Below are 13,757 nucleotides of genomic sequence, written 5' to 3'. Positions count from 1 at the left end.
TGGACCCCGGAACGCATCGCCAGCGCCGTACCCGTGGACAGCGGTAAGGCGAAGGACGGAGCCACATCTCCCGAACGCGGCGCTGTGGCGGGAGCTCCGTCCCACTTTGAGAACAAGGGAGTCGCGACGGTGGGTGTGTTCCTCATCACGGAGGACGACGACCCGCAGTCCGACCCTGGTGCACGCCCGCAGTTCTGCACGGGCTCGTCCGTGACCTCGCCGACGAAGTCGATCGTGATAACGGCGGCCCACTGCCTCAGTGACAATGACCGGTTTAAGCACCTGGCCTTCGTCCCGGGCTGGAAGCCCGATCCGGCCAATCCTTCCCGAGGCACGGCGCCCTACGGCGTCTTCCCCATTCAGCAGGGAAAGGTCTACATCGACGGCCGCTACCTGACCCTGGGGCCGGTCAGGGGTGACGACCTGGACTTCGCGTTCCTGCGCAGCGGCCCTAACGCCAAGGGCCAGTTCCTTGAGGACGCCACCGGTACCGGAAACAAACTGACCACCATCCACTTCTCCGAACTCGCCCAGAAAAACGTCAGCCTCTTCGGCTTCCCCGGAGACTCGAAGGCACCGCTCGCCTGCGGCCCCACGACCACTTCGGGCTACAGTGACCGCTTCCTCAAGATCGCGTGCAACGGCTACGCACCCGGCGTCTCCGGTGGGCCCTTCCTGCGCAACTTCGACGGCAAGCGCGGCGAGATCATCGGCGTCATAGGAGGATACAAAACCGGCGGCCCGACCAGCGACATCTCGTACTCTTCACAGTTCGACGGCGAAGTCACCCGACTGTTCAACCAGGCGGTCAACAACGAGACACCGGACCAGGGAACGCGCAGTGAACTCGGCAACGCAGACCTCTGGAAGCACGCGGTCGGCGCAGCATCCGGAACCTTCCACACCAGCTCCCAGCAGTACGGCGACTCCGACCTGATCGTGCGATGGGACGACGGCGAGGTCACGCTATACCCGGGCGACCAGAACTTCGGCTTCCACCCCGGCTGCCAGAAGGACATGCCCTGCGAGGCACAGCTGGCCAGGCCGAACGATCTGTTCAAGAAGTACGCAGATCTCATCACCGCGGGCGACTACGCAGGCGGCGCAGCCTACGACCTCCTGGTCAAATGGGTGGACGGCGAAGTGACGATCTACCCCGACATCGACCAGAACACCAAGCTCCCGACCTCCCTCGACCAGCACCTGCCCAACGAGATCACGGTGGCGCCCGCCAACTCCGTGTGGAAGTACGCCCGCGGCATCGCGACGGGCAAGTACGCCGGGAACAGGTGGCCGGACGACCTTGTCGTCCGGTGGAGCGACGGGGAGGTCACCAAGTACGTCGACGTCGACGGCGCCGGCCTGCACGCCGAGGAACAGCTGGCGGCACCGAACGACCTGTGGCAGTCGGCTGCTCTCATCACAGGCGGCGATTTCGACGGCGACAGCAACGACACGACGCCCAACCACGACCTGCTGGTGGTCTGGACGAGCGGAAAGGTGAGCACGTACCCCGACGTCAGAGTCGGCGGGGTACGAAGCGAAACGGTCGTGTCGACCGCTGAGGGCAATGACACCTGGACGCACGCCCGGGTGATCGCGGCCGGCGAGTATGGGGCGAACGATTGGGAAGACGACCTCTTCGTCCGCTGGTCCGATGGTGAGGTCACCATGTACGGCAACACGCAAGCCAGCGCCATGGGACGCGAGTACGTCCTTGTGCCTCCGTTGCCGGGCTTGGGTGCCGTCGCGCCGACAGTCGTCGGCCGCCGTCCCGATGACCCGTGCGCCAACGTCTGCGGGCCCGAGCTCTACCGCCGCACGCACTGACGTCGTCCACCCACAGACAGCCGGGGTCCCGCGAGCACCAGGCGGGTCCCCGGCCCGCCTTCTAGGATGCTGCAATGCGGATACCCCGTACCCTCACCGTCCTGCTTGCGACCGCCGCACTGGCCACCGCCTGCACCCATGACGAAGGCAGTCGAGCCAGGCAGTGGGAACCTGACGACGCACTGCAACGCGTGCAGCGGGCCTTAGACGCCGACGACGCGGACACGACTGAGATCGCTGAGGCGTCCAGCTACCTTGCCTCCGGCATCGACCGGACCTTGGACACCCCCGGCGACAAGCCCTACCGCTTCGACATCGCCTGCGACACGGACGGAATCGCCACCGTGACCCTCAGCGTCACACGTGGCGCAGACGAACGCCGCTTCGACGTGCGCTGCGGAAACAGGCAGACGTTGCGCCTGAACGTCCCTGCCGGGCCCGCCTTCACCGTCAGAATCCCACGCATCGACAAGGAGCCGATCCCGAGCGGCGTCATCGTCTGGAACCTCAACTCCCTCGAGCCAGATGACGTGCACGGCTGCCCGGACGAAATCAAAGGCTGCAAGCAGTAGCAGAGGGCCCACCGAATGCGGCGCAGCAGGTAAGGGCCTGGCCCACTCCCACCGCCTCCAGCTGGATGGCCCGGGAGTTCCCGAGCGTCTGGTTTGAACGCTATGCGGACGATGCGGTGCTGCACTGCGTCACCGAGCGCCAGGCCCGCCAGGTGCTGGCCGCGCTCAGGGACAGGCTGGTCGAAGTCGGGTTGCAGCTGCACCCGGACAAGACCCGGATCGTCTACTGCAAGGACTCGTACCGGCGCGGCTCCTATGACGAATCCGGTGTTGATCACTTGGTGGGTGGCGTCTTTGAGCTGTGTATGTAGTGATCGTTTCAGGATTTGGTGTGGTGGCATGGTGGTGCTCTGTGTGGGGGTCTTCGGGGTGGGGAGGCTGGGTGAGGTGCGGGTGTAGTGATCGTTTCGGAATGTAGTGATCGTTGCGGGATTTCGCTTTGTCCCACTCCTCCACGGACGGTCCGCCGGCCAGCCGGGCGGCGAACCCGCGCGCGAGAAGGTCCGAGGCGACCACGGGCGCTATGGCCGTACCGGCCGCGTCGGTCAGGAACGTGCGTCGGAGCATCGGGTCCTCCAGGACGGCTAACGGCACATCCAGCGCCCGCGACAGCGCCGCGAGGTAGAAGCCGCGGGGGTAACTTTCCCGCGCTCCCAGCGGGCCACGTACTCCCGTGTCAGGGTGGTCCCGTGGGCGGCGTTGATCTCGTCAGCCAGACGGCCTTGCGACCAACCGTGCGCGGTGCGCAGTTCGCGGATCAACTCCCCGATGTCCATGCACCCAAGCCTGCCCCTACCTCTGCCCCTGCCCCACGGCATTGGACAGGTCGAAGGTATCGGCACCGGCCACCATGCGAAGGGGCACCCCGATGGCACCCAGCACCGATGACAGCGCCCGCCGCGAAGCCCTCAGTCTCTTCTACCCGCACCTGATCACCCCCGCGCCCCACTGCGAGCGCTGCCAGGGCTACGCCCGCTCCCGCGACACTGCCACCGGCCCCCTGCGCGGCACGGTCGTCACCGACATGCAGGTACTGATGAAGCGCTGCGCCCGGGCAGGGCACCGGTGACCGGCCGCCGGTACGCGGTGAGGCAGGCGGTGGTGGACCACGACCGCCAGGCGCAGGGGCGGGTGGTCGGCGTCTACCCGTCGCCGCTGGTGGTGCGACTGGAGGATGCCGCCGGGTTCCAGTGGATCGCCCGTACCGTCGCGTCTGAGGCCGATGGCCCGCGGCCGGCGGGGCCCGCGAAGGGGCTGCCGGTCGTCGCGGGGCGGGTGGTGGTGGACGTGGCGTCCACCGAACTGCGGGTGGGCGATCAGGTCCTGGCGCAGGGCCGCCTGCTGGCGATTGCGGACCTGCGATACCGCCACGGTGCCACCCGCACCATGATCCTGAGCAACGGCCAGGTAGCCGCGGCGGAGCGCATGGTGCGCGTCTACCACCCCGGCGCCGGCTGACCCCCGGGCCCGCCCGGCCCGGCCACCGGGCCGGGCAGTAGAAGCCTCAATCCCCCTCGGGTGCGGGGCTGAAGGTGGGAGCCTGGGCGGGTGGATGCTTCTTGGCTGGACCGCCGTGTGTACGGCTCGGAACCCGACGACCCCGAGCCGGGGCCGCAGTCGGGGCACGCCTACGTGGAACTGGTGGGCGGCCCCCTGGACGGCATGCTGCTCGACATCACCGGGTGGGACACCGACGAGATCGTGGACGGCGCGCTGCTGATCTGCCAGCGAGGCCAGTACGGGCCGGGCAGGCGGTCCGCGTACGAGCCGGCCGAAGGCCACGGCGGTGACCTCAGCCGGTTCGTGTGGCGGGGCGACGTCCCGTAGCCGGCGGCGGCCGGTCAGGGCGCGAGGACTGGGCCTGGTTAGGGTGTGGGTAGCCCGTGCCGATATGGCGTGCCCGGGCGAGGCCCGGTGCCCTGGCGTCCAGTGCGCTCTGGGGGCAGTACCACCGGGCCGCCCCCACTCTTCCCACCGGATCGGCGGCCGTTCTGGTCACCGGCCCCGCAGGGGCCGCCCCAGACGCCCGAGTTCTTCGAGCTGGCCCGCGCGGGCGGGGTCGGCCTCGCGTAGTTGCTGCCAGCGCCGTTCCCGCTCGGCCTGGTAGTCGGCGCGGGTGCGCCCCTCAGCAGCCGCGAGCCGCTCGGGGGTGACGGCGAACTTCGGGGCCGCCCATTCCTCCCAGGCCAGCCACCGCCCCTCAACTGTTTGAGATGGCCGAAATTGCAGGTCACCCCCAGCGTGGGTCAGGTGGGGCGTGTGTAGCCGTTCTCCGCCACCGTGACGGAGAACCGGAACGGCTCGTGGACGATGCCTGTCTCCTGGTTCCGGGGGAATCCTCCGGATGTGAGTGACACATGCGCGTGGTGCGGGTCAGCGATCTCGACCGGGCACGGGCGCCGGTACTGCCCCCGGCCTCGTTCGTGCAGGCAGGCGGCCTACCGGGACCGTCGGCGGGCCGCTGCCGCGATGCGGGCCAGGATCGCGCTGCTTCAGATCGGCTTTGAGATCCGTGGCCGGTGCGAGGCACTGGAGCAGGCACTGACCGAGGCGATGGAAGGCCGGCGCGCCGAGGCTGGGCTCCACAGCACTGCCGCAGGTGACTTCGCGCACCTGGCCCGAGAGCTGGTCCGCGTCGCCGTCATCGCGGACCGGGCAGCGGGCGCGACCTGGGAAGACATCGGCCGCCCCCACGACCTCACCGCCGATGCCGCCCGGGCCCGGTGGGGTCACCTCCGTCTCACCTGGCCCCCAAAGTGGCCCACGGCCTGATCGTCGGGTTCTCAATCAGGCACTGAGAGGCCGCGGGAGCCCGCTGGCCAGCGGGCTGGCAGGCCAGCCCCGCGGACCCTCGGCATGCTCCCAGCGACCCCCTTGACCACCTTCGGATCGACGGCGGTCAAGGGGTTGTCCGCCTGCCGATCGCAGGCGGCGGCGGGGTGGCGGGGCCTACGCCTGGGCGCGGGCGGCGGTCCAGTAGCGCAGGGGCAGGCCGCCGCCGGTGAGCGCCTGGACGAGATGGTCGGCCGCGTCCTCGGGGCTGATGCTGTCCTTGGCCGCCTCGGCCTCCAGCCACGCGCTGAGCCGGCCGACGTGCTCGGCGCTCATCGCCCACCGCCCCGGCGCCTGGGCGGCCGGGACTGTGCCGGGCTCGCTCATTCCCAAATTTGGGAATGAGCCGGCGGGGTCGGTGCCGTTCATTCCCAAATTTGGGAATGACGGCTCGTGCTCGTTCCGGGCCTGGGTGACGACCGTGCCCTCGACCGGCTCGCCGGCCGTGCGCCGGGCGGGCCGGGCCGGGCGGGAGGGCGGGAGCTGCCGGGGTGTGAAGAACGGCTCCAGGCGCTCGGGCGCGGTGCCCTTGTGCAGGTAGTCGGCAAGGTTGGCGACCACCTCGGCGGTGACCCGGTGTCCGGCCTGCTGGCCGTGGCGGCGCAGCTCGGCGTACCAGTGGGCCACCGCCTCGTGGCCCTGCTGCTCGGCGACGTCGACCAAGGCGCGGACGTGGGAGTCCGGCGCGGGCCGCTCGCACATGTCGGAGATGGCCCTGGCCAGGGGCCACTCGCCGATCTCGCGGTAGGCGGCGGACTCGCTGATGCCGTCCCATTCGTCGTCCAGGTACTGCTGGCGGGTGCGCTGCCCGTCCTCGCCCCGAAACAGGCGCCGGCGGAACGCGGCCTCCAGCGCCTTACCCCGCATCCACTTCGCGGCCTGGTGGTTGTCCCGGGCGGCGTGGATCCGCTCCAGCTGCTGCTGCTCCTTGGCATCGAGCGGCCCGGTGCGCTCGATGTCGGCGGGTTCGGGGATCAGCTCGGGGACGAAGGCGCGCGCCCGGTCCCGCTTGACGGGGGCGCTCACGGCCGCCACCTCGGCTCGGGCAGGTGTCCCAGCTTGGTCAGCTCGGTCACCAGCGCGTCGTACGGCGCTTTGCGCTCGGGCTTGTCGCAGGGGAAGCCGACCGCGGACGCGATGCCCTCCCGGCGCGGAATCTGCGTGGACAGCACCGTCCAGGTGGGGTCGGTGCCCTTCTCGCCGCCGTTCCTCAGCAGGTCCGCGTACTTCTTCGGGCTCACCGCCCCGGCCTGGCAGCGGTTGAGCAGCACGTACGTGGTGGGCGGCTGGCCGCTCTCGCGCAGCGCGGCGGACCGTTTGATCACCTTGGCCAGCGGGGTGCCCCGCTCGGGCCTGGTCAGCCGCTCGTAGTCCGGATTCGTCGGGGAGAGCGTCAGCAGGACGAGATCGACCACTTCGAGGATCGAGTCCACGATGTCCGGGTGGTTCTCGGCGTGCCCGGCGTCCACCACGTTGATCCGGTCGTGGTCCATCTCGGGGTAGACCGTCTCCGCGAACGCCGGGGTGTCCGCGCGGTGGACCTCGCACGGGAAGTCGCCGGCGTCGCGCGCCCACGCCGCCAGTTGCAGCGACTCGTCAGCGTCGTAGCAGGTCACAGGGTGGCCCGCCCGCGCGAGCGCGTAGGTCAGCAGGCCCGTGTTCGTCGTACCGCCCATCGTCCTGGGCTTCAGGCTGGCAATCAGCATGCGTGCCACCCTACGGACCAGCAGACGACCATCCCGCATTTCCAGGCTCGCTGGGAGGCCTGCCCTCACATGCCGGGGGCAAGCAGAAGGAAGTGATCGATGCCGAAGTGGTCCTGCGCAACCGGGCCGCTGCCGCGAGGGGCTGACGAAGCCGGCACCGACCCCCGTGGCCCCTGCGCCAGGGCGTGCGCGGCCGAGGCCGGTGCCCTGGGGACCAAGTCCCGGCAACTCTCCCCGTCGTGGATCTGCCCAGGCAGATGCTCCTGCCTGGGCGTGCACACCTGTCAAGGCGGACATCGTTTGTTCAGGTGTCAGTACGGGGCAGACGGGAGAGCGGTGGCAGTGGAACGCTGGTCGGCGCGGCAGATCGATGAACACACGCGTGAGCAGCGCGAGAGGTGGGCGCGCGAGGAACGCGAGCGGGAGGCCCGGCAGCGGGAAGAGGACCGGGTGGACGCGCTCGACCCGGTGGACTTCCTGGAGAGCCGGTTAGCGCAGGGGCGGGTCCGGTCCATCGCCAGGCGCCCCGCTCAGCCGCTCGACAGCGACCTGTTGGAGGCGATGGAGGTCCGGCCCTGCGTGGTCTGCGGGGCGGACGCCGGCGAGGCTTGCGGGCCCGTGGCCGGCACACCGAGGCGCTCCGGCCTGACCCATCTGGCCCGGCTGCGGAAGCTGGGGCCGGGTGAGGACTCGCTGACGGCGATCCGGGCCCGGGTCGAGGAGGCTCGGCAGGTGGAGGAGGAGTACGAGGTGTGGGCGCTGGGCGAACGCTGCTGGTGCGGGGCTGAACCGGGGGCTGTGTGTCGTCTGGTCAGCGGGGCCAAGCGCGTCGGAGCGGTCCATCGCGACCGCCTTCTAGGCCCGGGCTCCCGCTTCGAGTGACAGCATGCCGACTGGGCCATCGCGGTGAACCTCGGCTCGCTCAGCATGCGTGCCAGCCCTACGGAGCCCGGCCGTGCCGGATCGGTTGGTCGGCGGCGCTGGGGAGGTTCTGGTTGACGGCCGCCTGCCGTGTTGCCGTCGCGGAGCGGGTGGTGCGCGTCTACCGTGTCCCGGCCGTGTTCCTCGGGCAGACTCTGCGCCGTGATCGATGACGAGGCAGTCAGCAGCTTGCACGAGGCATTTCTGGCCGAGAGGGAGTCTGAGGACTCGGACCCCGATGACCTTGCCTGGACCTGTGAATGTTCTGCGCCGGGCCGCAAGCGTCCGCTTGCCGACGCTTTCGCGCTGCCGGAGACAACCCTTCCATAGGGCCAGGTCAGGGCCTGGGCAAGCCCGGCGTGGGCAAGCCTGCCCCTGAGCTGGGCAAGCCTGCCCACATGGGGCTTGCCCAGGCCGCTTCGAGAACCGGTCGCCCGGGTCACCGGTCCCGCAGGGGCCGCCCCAGGCGCCCGAGTTCTTCGATCCTGGCCGCGCGGGCGGGGTCGGCCTCGCTCAGCTGCTGCCAGCGCCGTTCGCGCTCGGCCTGCCATTCGGCGCGGGTGTGTTCCTCGGCGGCGGCGAGCCGGTCGGGGGTGGTGGCGAACTTCGGGGCCGCCCATTCCTCCCAGGGCAGCCAGCGCCCCTCACGCGGGCTGTACCGGCTGCCGGCGAGCCGGCCACGGGCCCCGGTGTTCTCCAGCTCCCGGTACGTCGCCTCCGACATCCCCAGATGGCGCCCCATCTGCGCCCGGCTCCGCCCGGTGAAGATCCGCAGATGCCTCAACGTCTCCCGCGGGGCGGTGCACAGGTCGGCCGGCTCGGCCCCGACAGCTTGGGCGAGGAGCACCATGACGCCGGGGCGGGGGGTGCGGGTGCCGGCCAGGTAGAGGCTCACGGCACGCTCGCTCACCCGGGCGGTGCGCGCGATGTGGGGCACGGTCGCGCCCGCAGCGGTCCGGGCGGCACGGAAGAGGGCCGCGTCGAAGCCGTAAGGGGTCTGGCTCACACCCTTCACCTACCCGCCCCGGGCAAGGTTCGTTCACCCCCCTGAACAGATCTTCGGACTCGACGGCCTACGAAGGTTCGTTCAGGGGTGAACGCATCTTCAGACGGCCCCCTGGCCGGGTCTGGGGCGGGGCCGGCTCGTCGGGGGAGGGCTGGCGCCCGCACGGACGTGAGCCGGCGGGGCGGCTCTGTGCCACGGTCACACGGCCGCCCGCGTTGATGCACCGTCGGAGCAAGGGTGGTCAGCGTTTCCGGGTCGCCATCTTCCAGGCGCTGTGGGTGATGTGGTTCCCGAGTGCTGTGCCGGCGCCGAAGGCCAGGCCCCCGCAGAACAGCGCCGCGGCTCCGCCCGCGATCCAGCGCAGGACATGAGGTGGCTTCGTAGCGGGCCACCCGCCCGGCGCGGCCTCTGCGGTCTGTGCGTCCGGGGTGGCCGGGGTGGCCGGGAGCGGTGCCGGTTCCGGGGAGGGCGGAGCCGGCTGGGCGGGTAGGGCGGTCCGCCGGATGTGGGGCAGTCGGCGTACGGTGCCTGCCTTTTCGAGTGCCTTGCTGATGGGTCGGCCCCGCCAGGCGAGGACTTCCAGGTGTCCCAGTGCGGCGAGCGGGGCGAAGCCCGCGTCGGCGGAGGCGACGACGAAGCGCCGGGTGCCGTCGGCCGCGGCGGCGTGGGCCTGTTCGGTCAGGAGGCGGTCGGCGGCGTTCTTGTCGGTGTCCGCCAGCAGCAGGTGGACACCGCGCTTGCGTAGTCCGTCGGCGAGGTCGGCGCGGATCCGGGGGCGGGCGCAGGCGGCGATCACGCGTTCGGTGCCTTTGGCGTGGTGGAGCAGGGCGTCCAGGCGGGCGAGGGCGAGGGCCGTGTGGGCGTTGGCGCCGATGGTGTTCTCGATGTCGATCAGCAGCAAGGCCGGTGCCTTGGCGGGTGAGGGGCTCACGTCAGGTTGTCTCCGTGCGTCGGTCAGCAGGCACAGGGGGTGCCGTTGTAGTGGAGCTTGCAGTGGTCGTCCCGGTGCCGGACGCGGGTGTGGCGTCGGCGTTCGCGTGCGGCGGGCGTCACCGGCTGACGCCCGCCGGTGACGTTAAGAGGGTCCGGTCCCGCCGGGCCGTCGAAGGAGCGGGTCGTAGCGGGTGAGGTCCGGGGGCGGCCGACGGTCGGCGGGGAGTCGGGCGGTGAGCTCGGCGAGGGTGGGCGCCGGCTCCCGCAGCCGTAGCGCGAGGACGCGGTCGTCGCCGGTGAGGGTGCGGGCGGTGAACCCGCTCAGGAAGTACTCGTCGCCTTCCTCGTAGGTGATGAGGGTGGCGGCGCCGTGCTCGGCGGCGTACGCGATGGCGGACAGCAGCCGGTCGGCGTGGCCGGACCCCAGCCCTGTCGGGTCCGGCTCGGGGTCGGGCAGGGCAAGGCGGAGGTGCTCGCGCATGCCGGTGAAGCGCAGGGCCAGGCCGCCTTCGGAGGGCTCCACCGCCACGAGCCGGTCGGCACGGATCCGCGCCTGTCCCACGCACAGCCACACCGAGGACCGTCCACCCAACTCCCTCACCCCTTCACGCCAGCCGGCACCCGCCCGCACCCAGGGTGGCAGGACGGCAGACGCCCGGTGGCGCATTCACTCCGACGGGCACCACACCGGGCGGGCGGCGTGGTCGGGAGTCGGCCCGGCCTGCCGCTTCGGCCGCTATTACTCAGTAATAGCGGCCGGAGCCGGCGGCGGGCTACGCGCCGGCCCATTCGAAGCCGAGGTCAGCCAGCGCGCGGAGTTGGTCGGGGTGGAGTCGGTCGCGGCGTTGCCGCTGGTTCGCGACCCATACGCCTGTGCGATGTTCGCTCCCGTCCGGGAGCCGCTCAACGTGCCCGCGCCCGGGTGTGCCGGCGCCTTCCCGTTCCAGGTACTGGGTGAGGGCCTGGAGACCCCTGTGGAAGGCTTCCGCGCCCCGCCCGGCCCGGGAGGGCCCGGCCGTCTTCACGGGCGCCGTACGGGCGCGTGCGACCCGCGCGGGGGTGATGCCGAGCTTCCCGAGGCGGTTCTGCTGCTCGGCGTTCAGCCGGCCGAAGTCCCGCCGTTGGGTGGCCAGCCACCGGCCGATGTCGTCCCCGTGCCGGGTGATCCCGGGTTTGATGGCCGTCAGCCGTGCTCCTTCGGCGAGGAGCTGGGTGAGGTAGGCGTAGTGGCGTTGCCAGTCGACCGTCCATCCGTGGTCGTCGTCGCCGGGGTTCCAGTCTTTGTCGATTGCGGCGAGGGCGGCGGCCCGGCGTGCGGCGCGGTCGGGGTCCTTGCCGAGGCCGCCGGGCCGGCGGATGTTGGTGAGCCACTGCCCGACCGGCTTGTCCAGCGCCGTCGCGTACCGGGGAGCGGACAGGGTCCCGTGCAGCTCGAAGTACGCCCGCGCGGCGGCGAGGTTCTCGGCGAAGCCGGCATCAGCGGTGTCCCACACGATGCCGAGCTGTTCCAGGTCGGCGGCCCGCTGGCCGGTCATGGTTCCGGCCCGGTAGGCGCGGCGCTGGTCGGAGAGCCACCGGCCGAGCGGGTAGGCGCCCTCGACGTGGTCGTACGGGACCTCCAGGTCGCCTTCGCGTTCGCGGTAGCGCCAGGCGGCCTCGTAGCCGCGGCGCCAGTCCTGGCGTTCGGTGTCGAAGACCTGGTAGCTGATCCACTTCGCGATCAGGGCGGGGTCTCGCGGGGCGGCGAACCGGAGCAGTAGCCGGCTCTCCTCGGCGCCGTCGTCGGGCGCGGGGCCGATCTCAAGCGACGGCTGTACGATGCGTTTCTGGTTTTCCTGCGGAATGGCCAGCAATTCGACAGCGCGTTCATCATGCGCTCGCAAACCATTCAGAACCCGAATTAGCGGCCCATAGGACTTCGAAGAAACAATGTCCTCAGGCTTTTCGTCCTCCCGCAGGAATACGGGCACGATGAGGGTGGCCATCTTCCCTTCTCCGGGCTTTTGCCGCAGCGCCCGGCCGATGGCCTGCACGATGTCGACGGCGGATCCCTTCGGGTCGATCAGGGCTACCGAGTCCACGCTTCTGATGTCGACGCCTTCGCCCAGAACCCGGCAGTTCGCGAGGACCGCGCGCCCGGTGCGCCGGCCGAAGTCGGCGAGGACGGCGGCCCGGTGCTCGGGTTCGTGCTCCCCGCGCAGCCACCCCGCCCACACCGTGGCGGGATGCCGGGCGGGGTCGACGGCGTGGAGCCGGCCGGCGACGCGGTCCAGGCCCTCGGCGAAGGCCTGCGCCTCTACCGTCCGGTGGTGGAAGGTGATTGTGGTCTTCAGGTCGTGGGTGGCCATGGTCTCCAGGAGGGTGGTCTGTACGGCGGCCAGGCGCTCGCCGCGCACCTTCTCCTCGTACCGGTCCGGGCCGTAGAGCTTCTTCGGTGTGACGACGGGGTCGACCAGCTCGGCGACGACGACCTGGTATCTGGCGAGTAGCCCCCTGGCCACCGCATCGGCCAGGGACAGCTCATACACGACCGGCCCGAACACTTTCGGATCGTCCATCGAACAGGCCATCTCCTTGGGCAGGCGGTCCCACCGCGACCGGGGCACGTAGGCCCGTCCCTGCTCCTCGGCCTCCCGGCGCTGCTTCTCCTCCGCCAGGCGTCGGCCTTCCTGGACCGCCAGCTCCTCGGCACGCGAGCGCGGAGGCCGTTCCGCCCAGATCCTCGGGGTGGCGGTCATGTAGAGCCGGCGGCGGGCGGGGATCACCTCCTGGCGGTGGATGTCAGCCCACGCCTTCCCCGCCGACCCGCTGGTCCGGTGCGCCTCGTCGACGACCACCAGGTCGAAGGGCTCCATGGGGAGGCCGTACTCGCCGCGGTGGGCCTCGGCGATGACGGGCAGGGAGGCGTAGGTGGCGTACACGGTCACCGGGCCCCGGCCGTGCCACAGGCCCAGCTGCGGCGCCGACGTCGTGGAGCGCACCTGCCCCGCCCACAGCTCGGGGTTGTCCTCCAGCGAGCACACCGCCACCGCCGGCCCGGTGTGGCCGGCGATGCGCCACTCCCGGGCGGTCTGGGTGAGCAGGTCCAGGGTCGGCAGGAGCACCAGCACCCGCCCGCCCCGTGCCAGCTTCAGCGCGGCCGCGGCGGCCATGAACGTCTTTCCGGTCCCGCACGCCGCCACCACCGTGGCCCGCAGCCCCGCTTTTGGGACCCGTTTCCCGGGCCGGACCTCCAGGCCCCGGACGATCGCCTCCACCGCCTCCTCCTGATGCGGCCGGAGCGTGACCCTGCTGACTGACGGCATGGCTACTCCCCGTCCTGCTCGGCGTCGCAGCTGTGATCCGATTCGAGGACCGCTCCATCCTCGACAGGACCGAATTCCCATGTGGCGTCACAGTCTCCGCAGTATCCGGAACCGTAAAAACTCACACTGGCCATCGCCGTTTCCTTCCGGGGAAGTGGCTGTTTTCTCGGGATGCTGCACAGCATCCGATCCACCCGCCCCCGCAGTACAGGAGAACCGCCGCCTGTCGGCCGTCGGATCTCCTGGGAGGCAGTAGAAGATCCCTCGTGATGCTACACACCTACATCCGGATGTAATGTAGGATTCATGCTACCTGGGAAGGACACCCGCCGGGGCACGCTTCCCGACATCAGCCCCTCGTTCGGGGGACGCACAGCCAGGCCGAATGACCACCCCGCCCCCTCCTGCCGTTGCCAGCCGCCCGCGGAGCGGGCTGGTCCTGGAGGCGGAGCCGGAAGGACTTCGGGTGGGGGAGCGGAGCGGACCCGCCCAACGGGCCGTAGGCCCGGACCCCGTGAAACGGGGTCACTCGGCGCCGCAGAGCGGCCCGTTCAGCGCGAAGCGCTGAACTCGTCCGGCGCCGAGGCCCGGGGCCCCCCCCCCCGGGCCGCCCAGGGGCGGGGCGCCCGGGCCCGCCCCGCGCCGCGGGGCG

Annotated in this window: 15 protein-coding genes; 8 read left to right on the top strand and 7 right to left on the bottom strand. The window is 71.0% G+C overall.

The window, feature by feature from the left end; genetic code table 11:
* Positions 1 to 129 precede the first annotated feature (129 nt).
* The 3 genes from ACIPW5_RS38625 (at position 130) to ACIPW5_RS38615 (ending at position 2,713) form a co-directional block, all read left to right on the top strand.
* A complete protein-coding gene (locus ACIPW5_RS38625) occupies positions 130 to 1,830 on the top strand; it encodes a trypsin-like serine peptidase (protein WP_401255827.1) in 1,701 nt (566 codons plus the stop codon).
* 74 nt (positions 1,831 to 1,904) lie between these two features.
* Positions 1,905 to 2,402: a hypothetical protein gene (locus ACIPW5_RS38620; RefSeq protein WP_401255825.1), complete on the top strand. Its 498-nt coding sequence runs from the start codon at positions 1,905 to 1,907 to the stop codon at positions 2,400 to 2,402.
* A gap of 65 nt (positions 2,403 to 2,467) precedes the next feature.
* The gene (locus ACIPW5_RS38615) at positions 2,468 to 2,713 is read left to right on the top strand and encodes a reverse transcriptase domain-containing protein (protein WP_401255822.1); all 246 of its coding nucleotides are present in this window, start codon (positions 2,468 to 2,470) and stop codon (positions 2,711 to 2,713) included.
* 273 nt (positions 2,714 to 2,986) lie between these two features.
* On the opposite strand, the gene ACIPW5_RS38610 is transcribed toward ACIPW5_RS38615, so the two are convergent.
* Positions 2,987 to 3,178, bottom strand: coding sequence for a helix-turn-helix transcriptional regulator (locus ACIPW5_RS38610; protein ID WP_401255821.1), 192 nt, complete (start codon positions 3,176 to 3,178; stop codon positions 2,987 to 2,989).
* A 92-nt stretch (positions 3,179 to 3,270) separates the two neighbouring features.
* Here ACIPW5_RS38610 and ACIPW5_RS38605 point away from each other — a divergent pair, with 92 nt between their 5' ends.
* The 4 genes from ACIPW5_RS38605 (at position 3,271) to ACIPW5_RS38590 (ending at position 5,174) form a co-directional block, all read left to right on the top strand.
* Positions 3,271 to 3,471 carry a hypothetical protein gene (locus ACIPW5_RS38605; RefSeq protein ID WP_401255818.1) on the top strand — a complete coding sequence of 67 codons (201 nt, stop codon included), beginning with the start codon at positions 3,271 to 3,273 and terminating at the stop codon, positions 3,469 to 3,471.
* 29 nt (positions 3,472 to 3,500) lie between these two features.
* On the top strand, positions 3,501 to 3,860 hold the full coding sequence (locus ACIPW5_RS38600) for a hypothetical protein (RefSeq protein WP_401255816.1): 360 nt from the start codon (positions 3,501 to 3,503) through the stop codon (positions 3,858 to 3,860).
* 90 nt (positions 3,861 to 3,950) lie between these two features.
* Positions 3,951 to 4,229 carry a hypothetical protein gene (locus ACIPW5_RS38595; protein ID WP_401255815.1) on the top strand — a complete coding sequence of 93 codons (279 nt, stop codon included), beginning with the start codon at positions 3,951 to 3,953 and terminating at the stop codon, positions 4,227 to 4,229.
* A 642-nt stretch (positions 4,230 to 4,871) separates the two neighbouring features.
* The gene (locus tag ACIPW5_RS38590; protein ID WP_401255812.1) at positions 4,872 to 5,174 is read left to right on the top strand and encodes a hypothetical protein; all 303 of its coding nucleotides are present in this window, start codon (positions 4,872 to 4,874) and stop codon (positions 5,172 to 5,174) included.
* A 177-nt stretch (positions 5,175 to 5,351) separates the two neighbouring features.
* Here the strand turns inward: ACIPW5_RS38590 and ACIPW5_RS38585 are convergent, their stop codons facing one another.
* Together ACIPW5_RS38585 and ACIPW5_RS38580 are read right to left on the bottom strand one after the other, a co-directional pair.
* Positions 5,352 to 6,260 (bottom strand): hypothetical protein, encoded by a 909-nt coding sequence (locus ACIPW5_RS38585; protein WP_401255809.1) that lies wholly within the window; start codon positions 6,258 to 6,260, stop codon positions 5,352 to 5,354.
* On the bottom strand, positions 6,257 to 6,940 hold the full coding sequence (locus ACIPW5_RS38580) for a plasmid partition protein (protein WP_401255807.1): 684 nt from the start codon (positions 6,938 to 6,940) through the stop codon (positions 6,257 to 6,259). The genes ACIPW5_RS38585 and ACIPW5_RS38580 overlap by 4 nt, the downstream gene beginning before the upstream one ends.
* A gap of 336 nt (positions 6,941 to 7,276) precedes the next feature.
* Here ACIPW5_RS38580 and ACIPW5_RS38575 point away from each other — a divergent pair, with 336 nt between their 5' ends.
* Positions 7,277 to 7,822 carry a hypothetical protein gene (locus ACIPW5_RS38575; RefSeq protein WP_401255804.1) on the top strand — a complete coding sequence of 182 codons (546 nt, stop codon included), beginning with the start codon at positions 7,277 to 7,279 and terminating at the stop codon, positions 7,820 to 7,822.
* 478 nt (positions 7,823 to 8,300) lie between these two features.
* Here the strand turns inward: ACIPW5_RS38575 and ACIPW5_RS38570 are convergent, their stop codons facing one another.
* From ACIPW5_RS38570 to ACIPW5_RS38555, 4 genes are all read right to left on the bottom strand, one after another.
* A complete protein-coding gene (locus ACIPW5_RS38570; protein WP_401255801.1) occupies positions 8,301 to 8,867 on the bottom strand; it encodes a helix-turn-helix domain-containing protein in 567 nt (188 codons plus the stop codon).
* A gap of 241 nt (positions 8,868 to 9,108) precedes the next feature.
* On the bottom strand, positions 9,109 to 9,798 hold the full coding sequence (locus tag ACIPW5_RS38565) for a hypothetical protein (RefSeq protein ID WP_401255798.1): 690 nt from the start codon (positions 9,796 to 9,798) through the stop codon (positions 9,109 to 9,111).
* 144 nt (positions 9,799 to 9,942) lie between these two features.
* Positions 9,943 to 10,392 carry a hypothetical protein gene (locus tag ACIPW5_RS38560; protein WP_401255797.1) on the bottom strand — a complete coding sequence of 150 codons (450 nt, stop codon included), beginning with the start codon at positions 10,390 to 10,392 and terminating at the stop codon, positions 9,943 to 9,945.
* A gap of 181 nt (positions 10,393 to 10,573) precedes the next feature.
* The gene (locus ACIPW5_RS38555; protein ID WP_401255795.1) at positions 10,574 to 13,105 is read right to left on the bottom strand and encodes a Helicase associated domain protein; all 2,532 of its coding nucleotides are present in this window, start codon (positions 13,103 to 13,105) and stop codon (positions 10,574 to 10,576) included.
* Positions 13,106 to 13,757: the final 652 nt, after the last annotated feature.

Source organism: Streptomyces sp. NPDC090077, assembly GCF_044747545.1.
Classification (GTDB): domain Bacteria; phylum Actinomycetota; class Actinomycetes; order Streptomycetales; family Streptomycetaceae; genus Streptomyces.
This window is presented reverse-complemented; position numbering and strand designations above follow the sequence as displayed.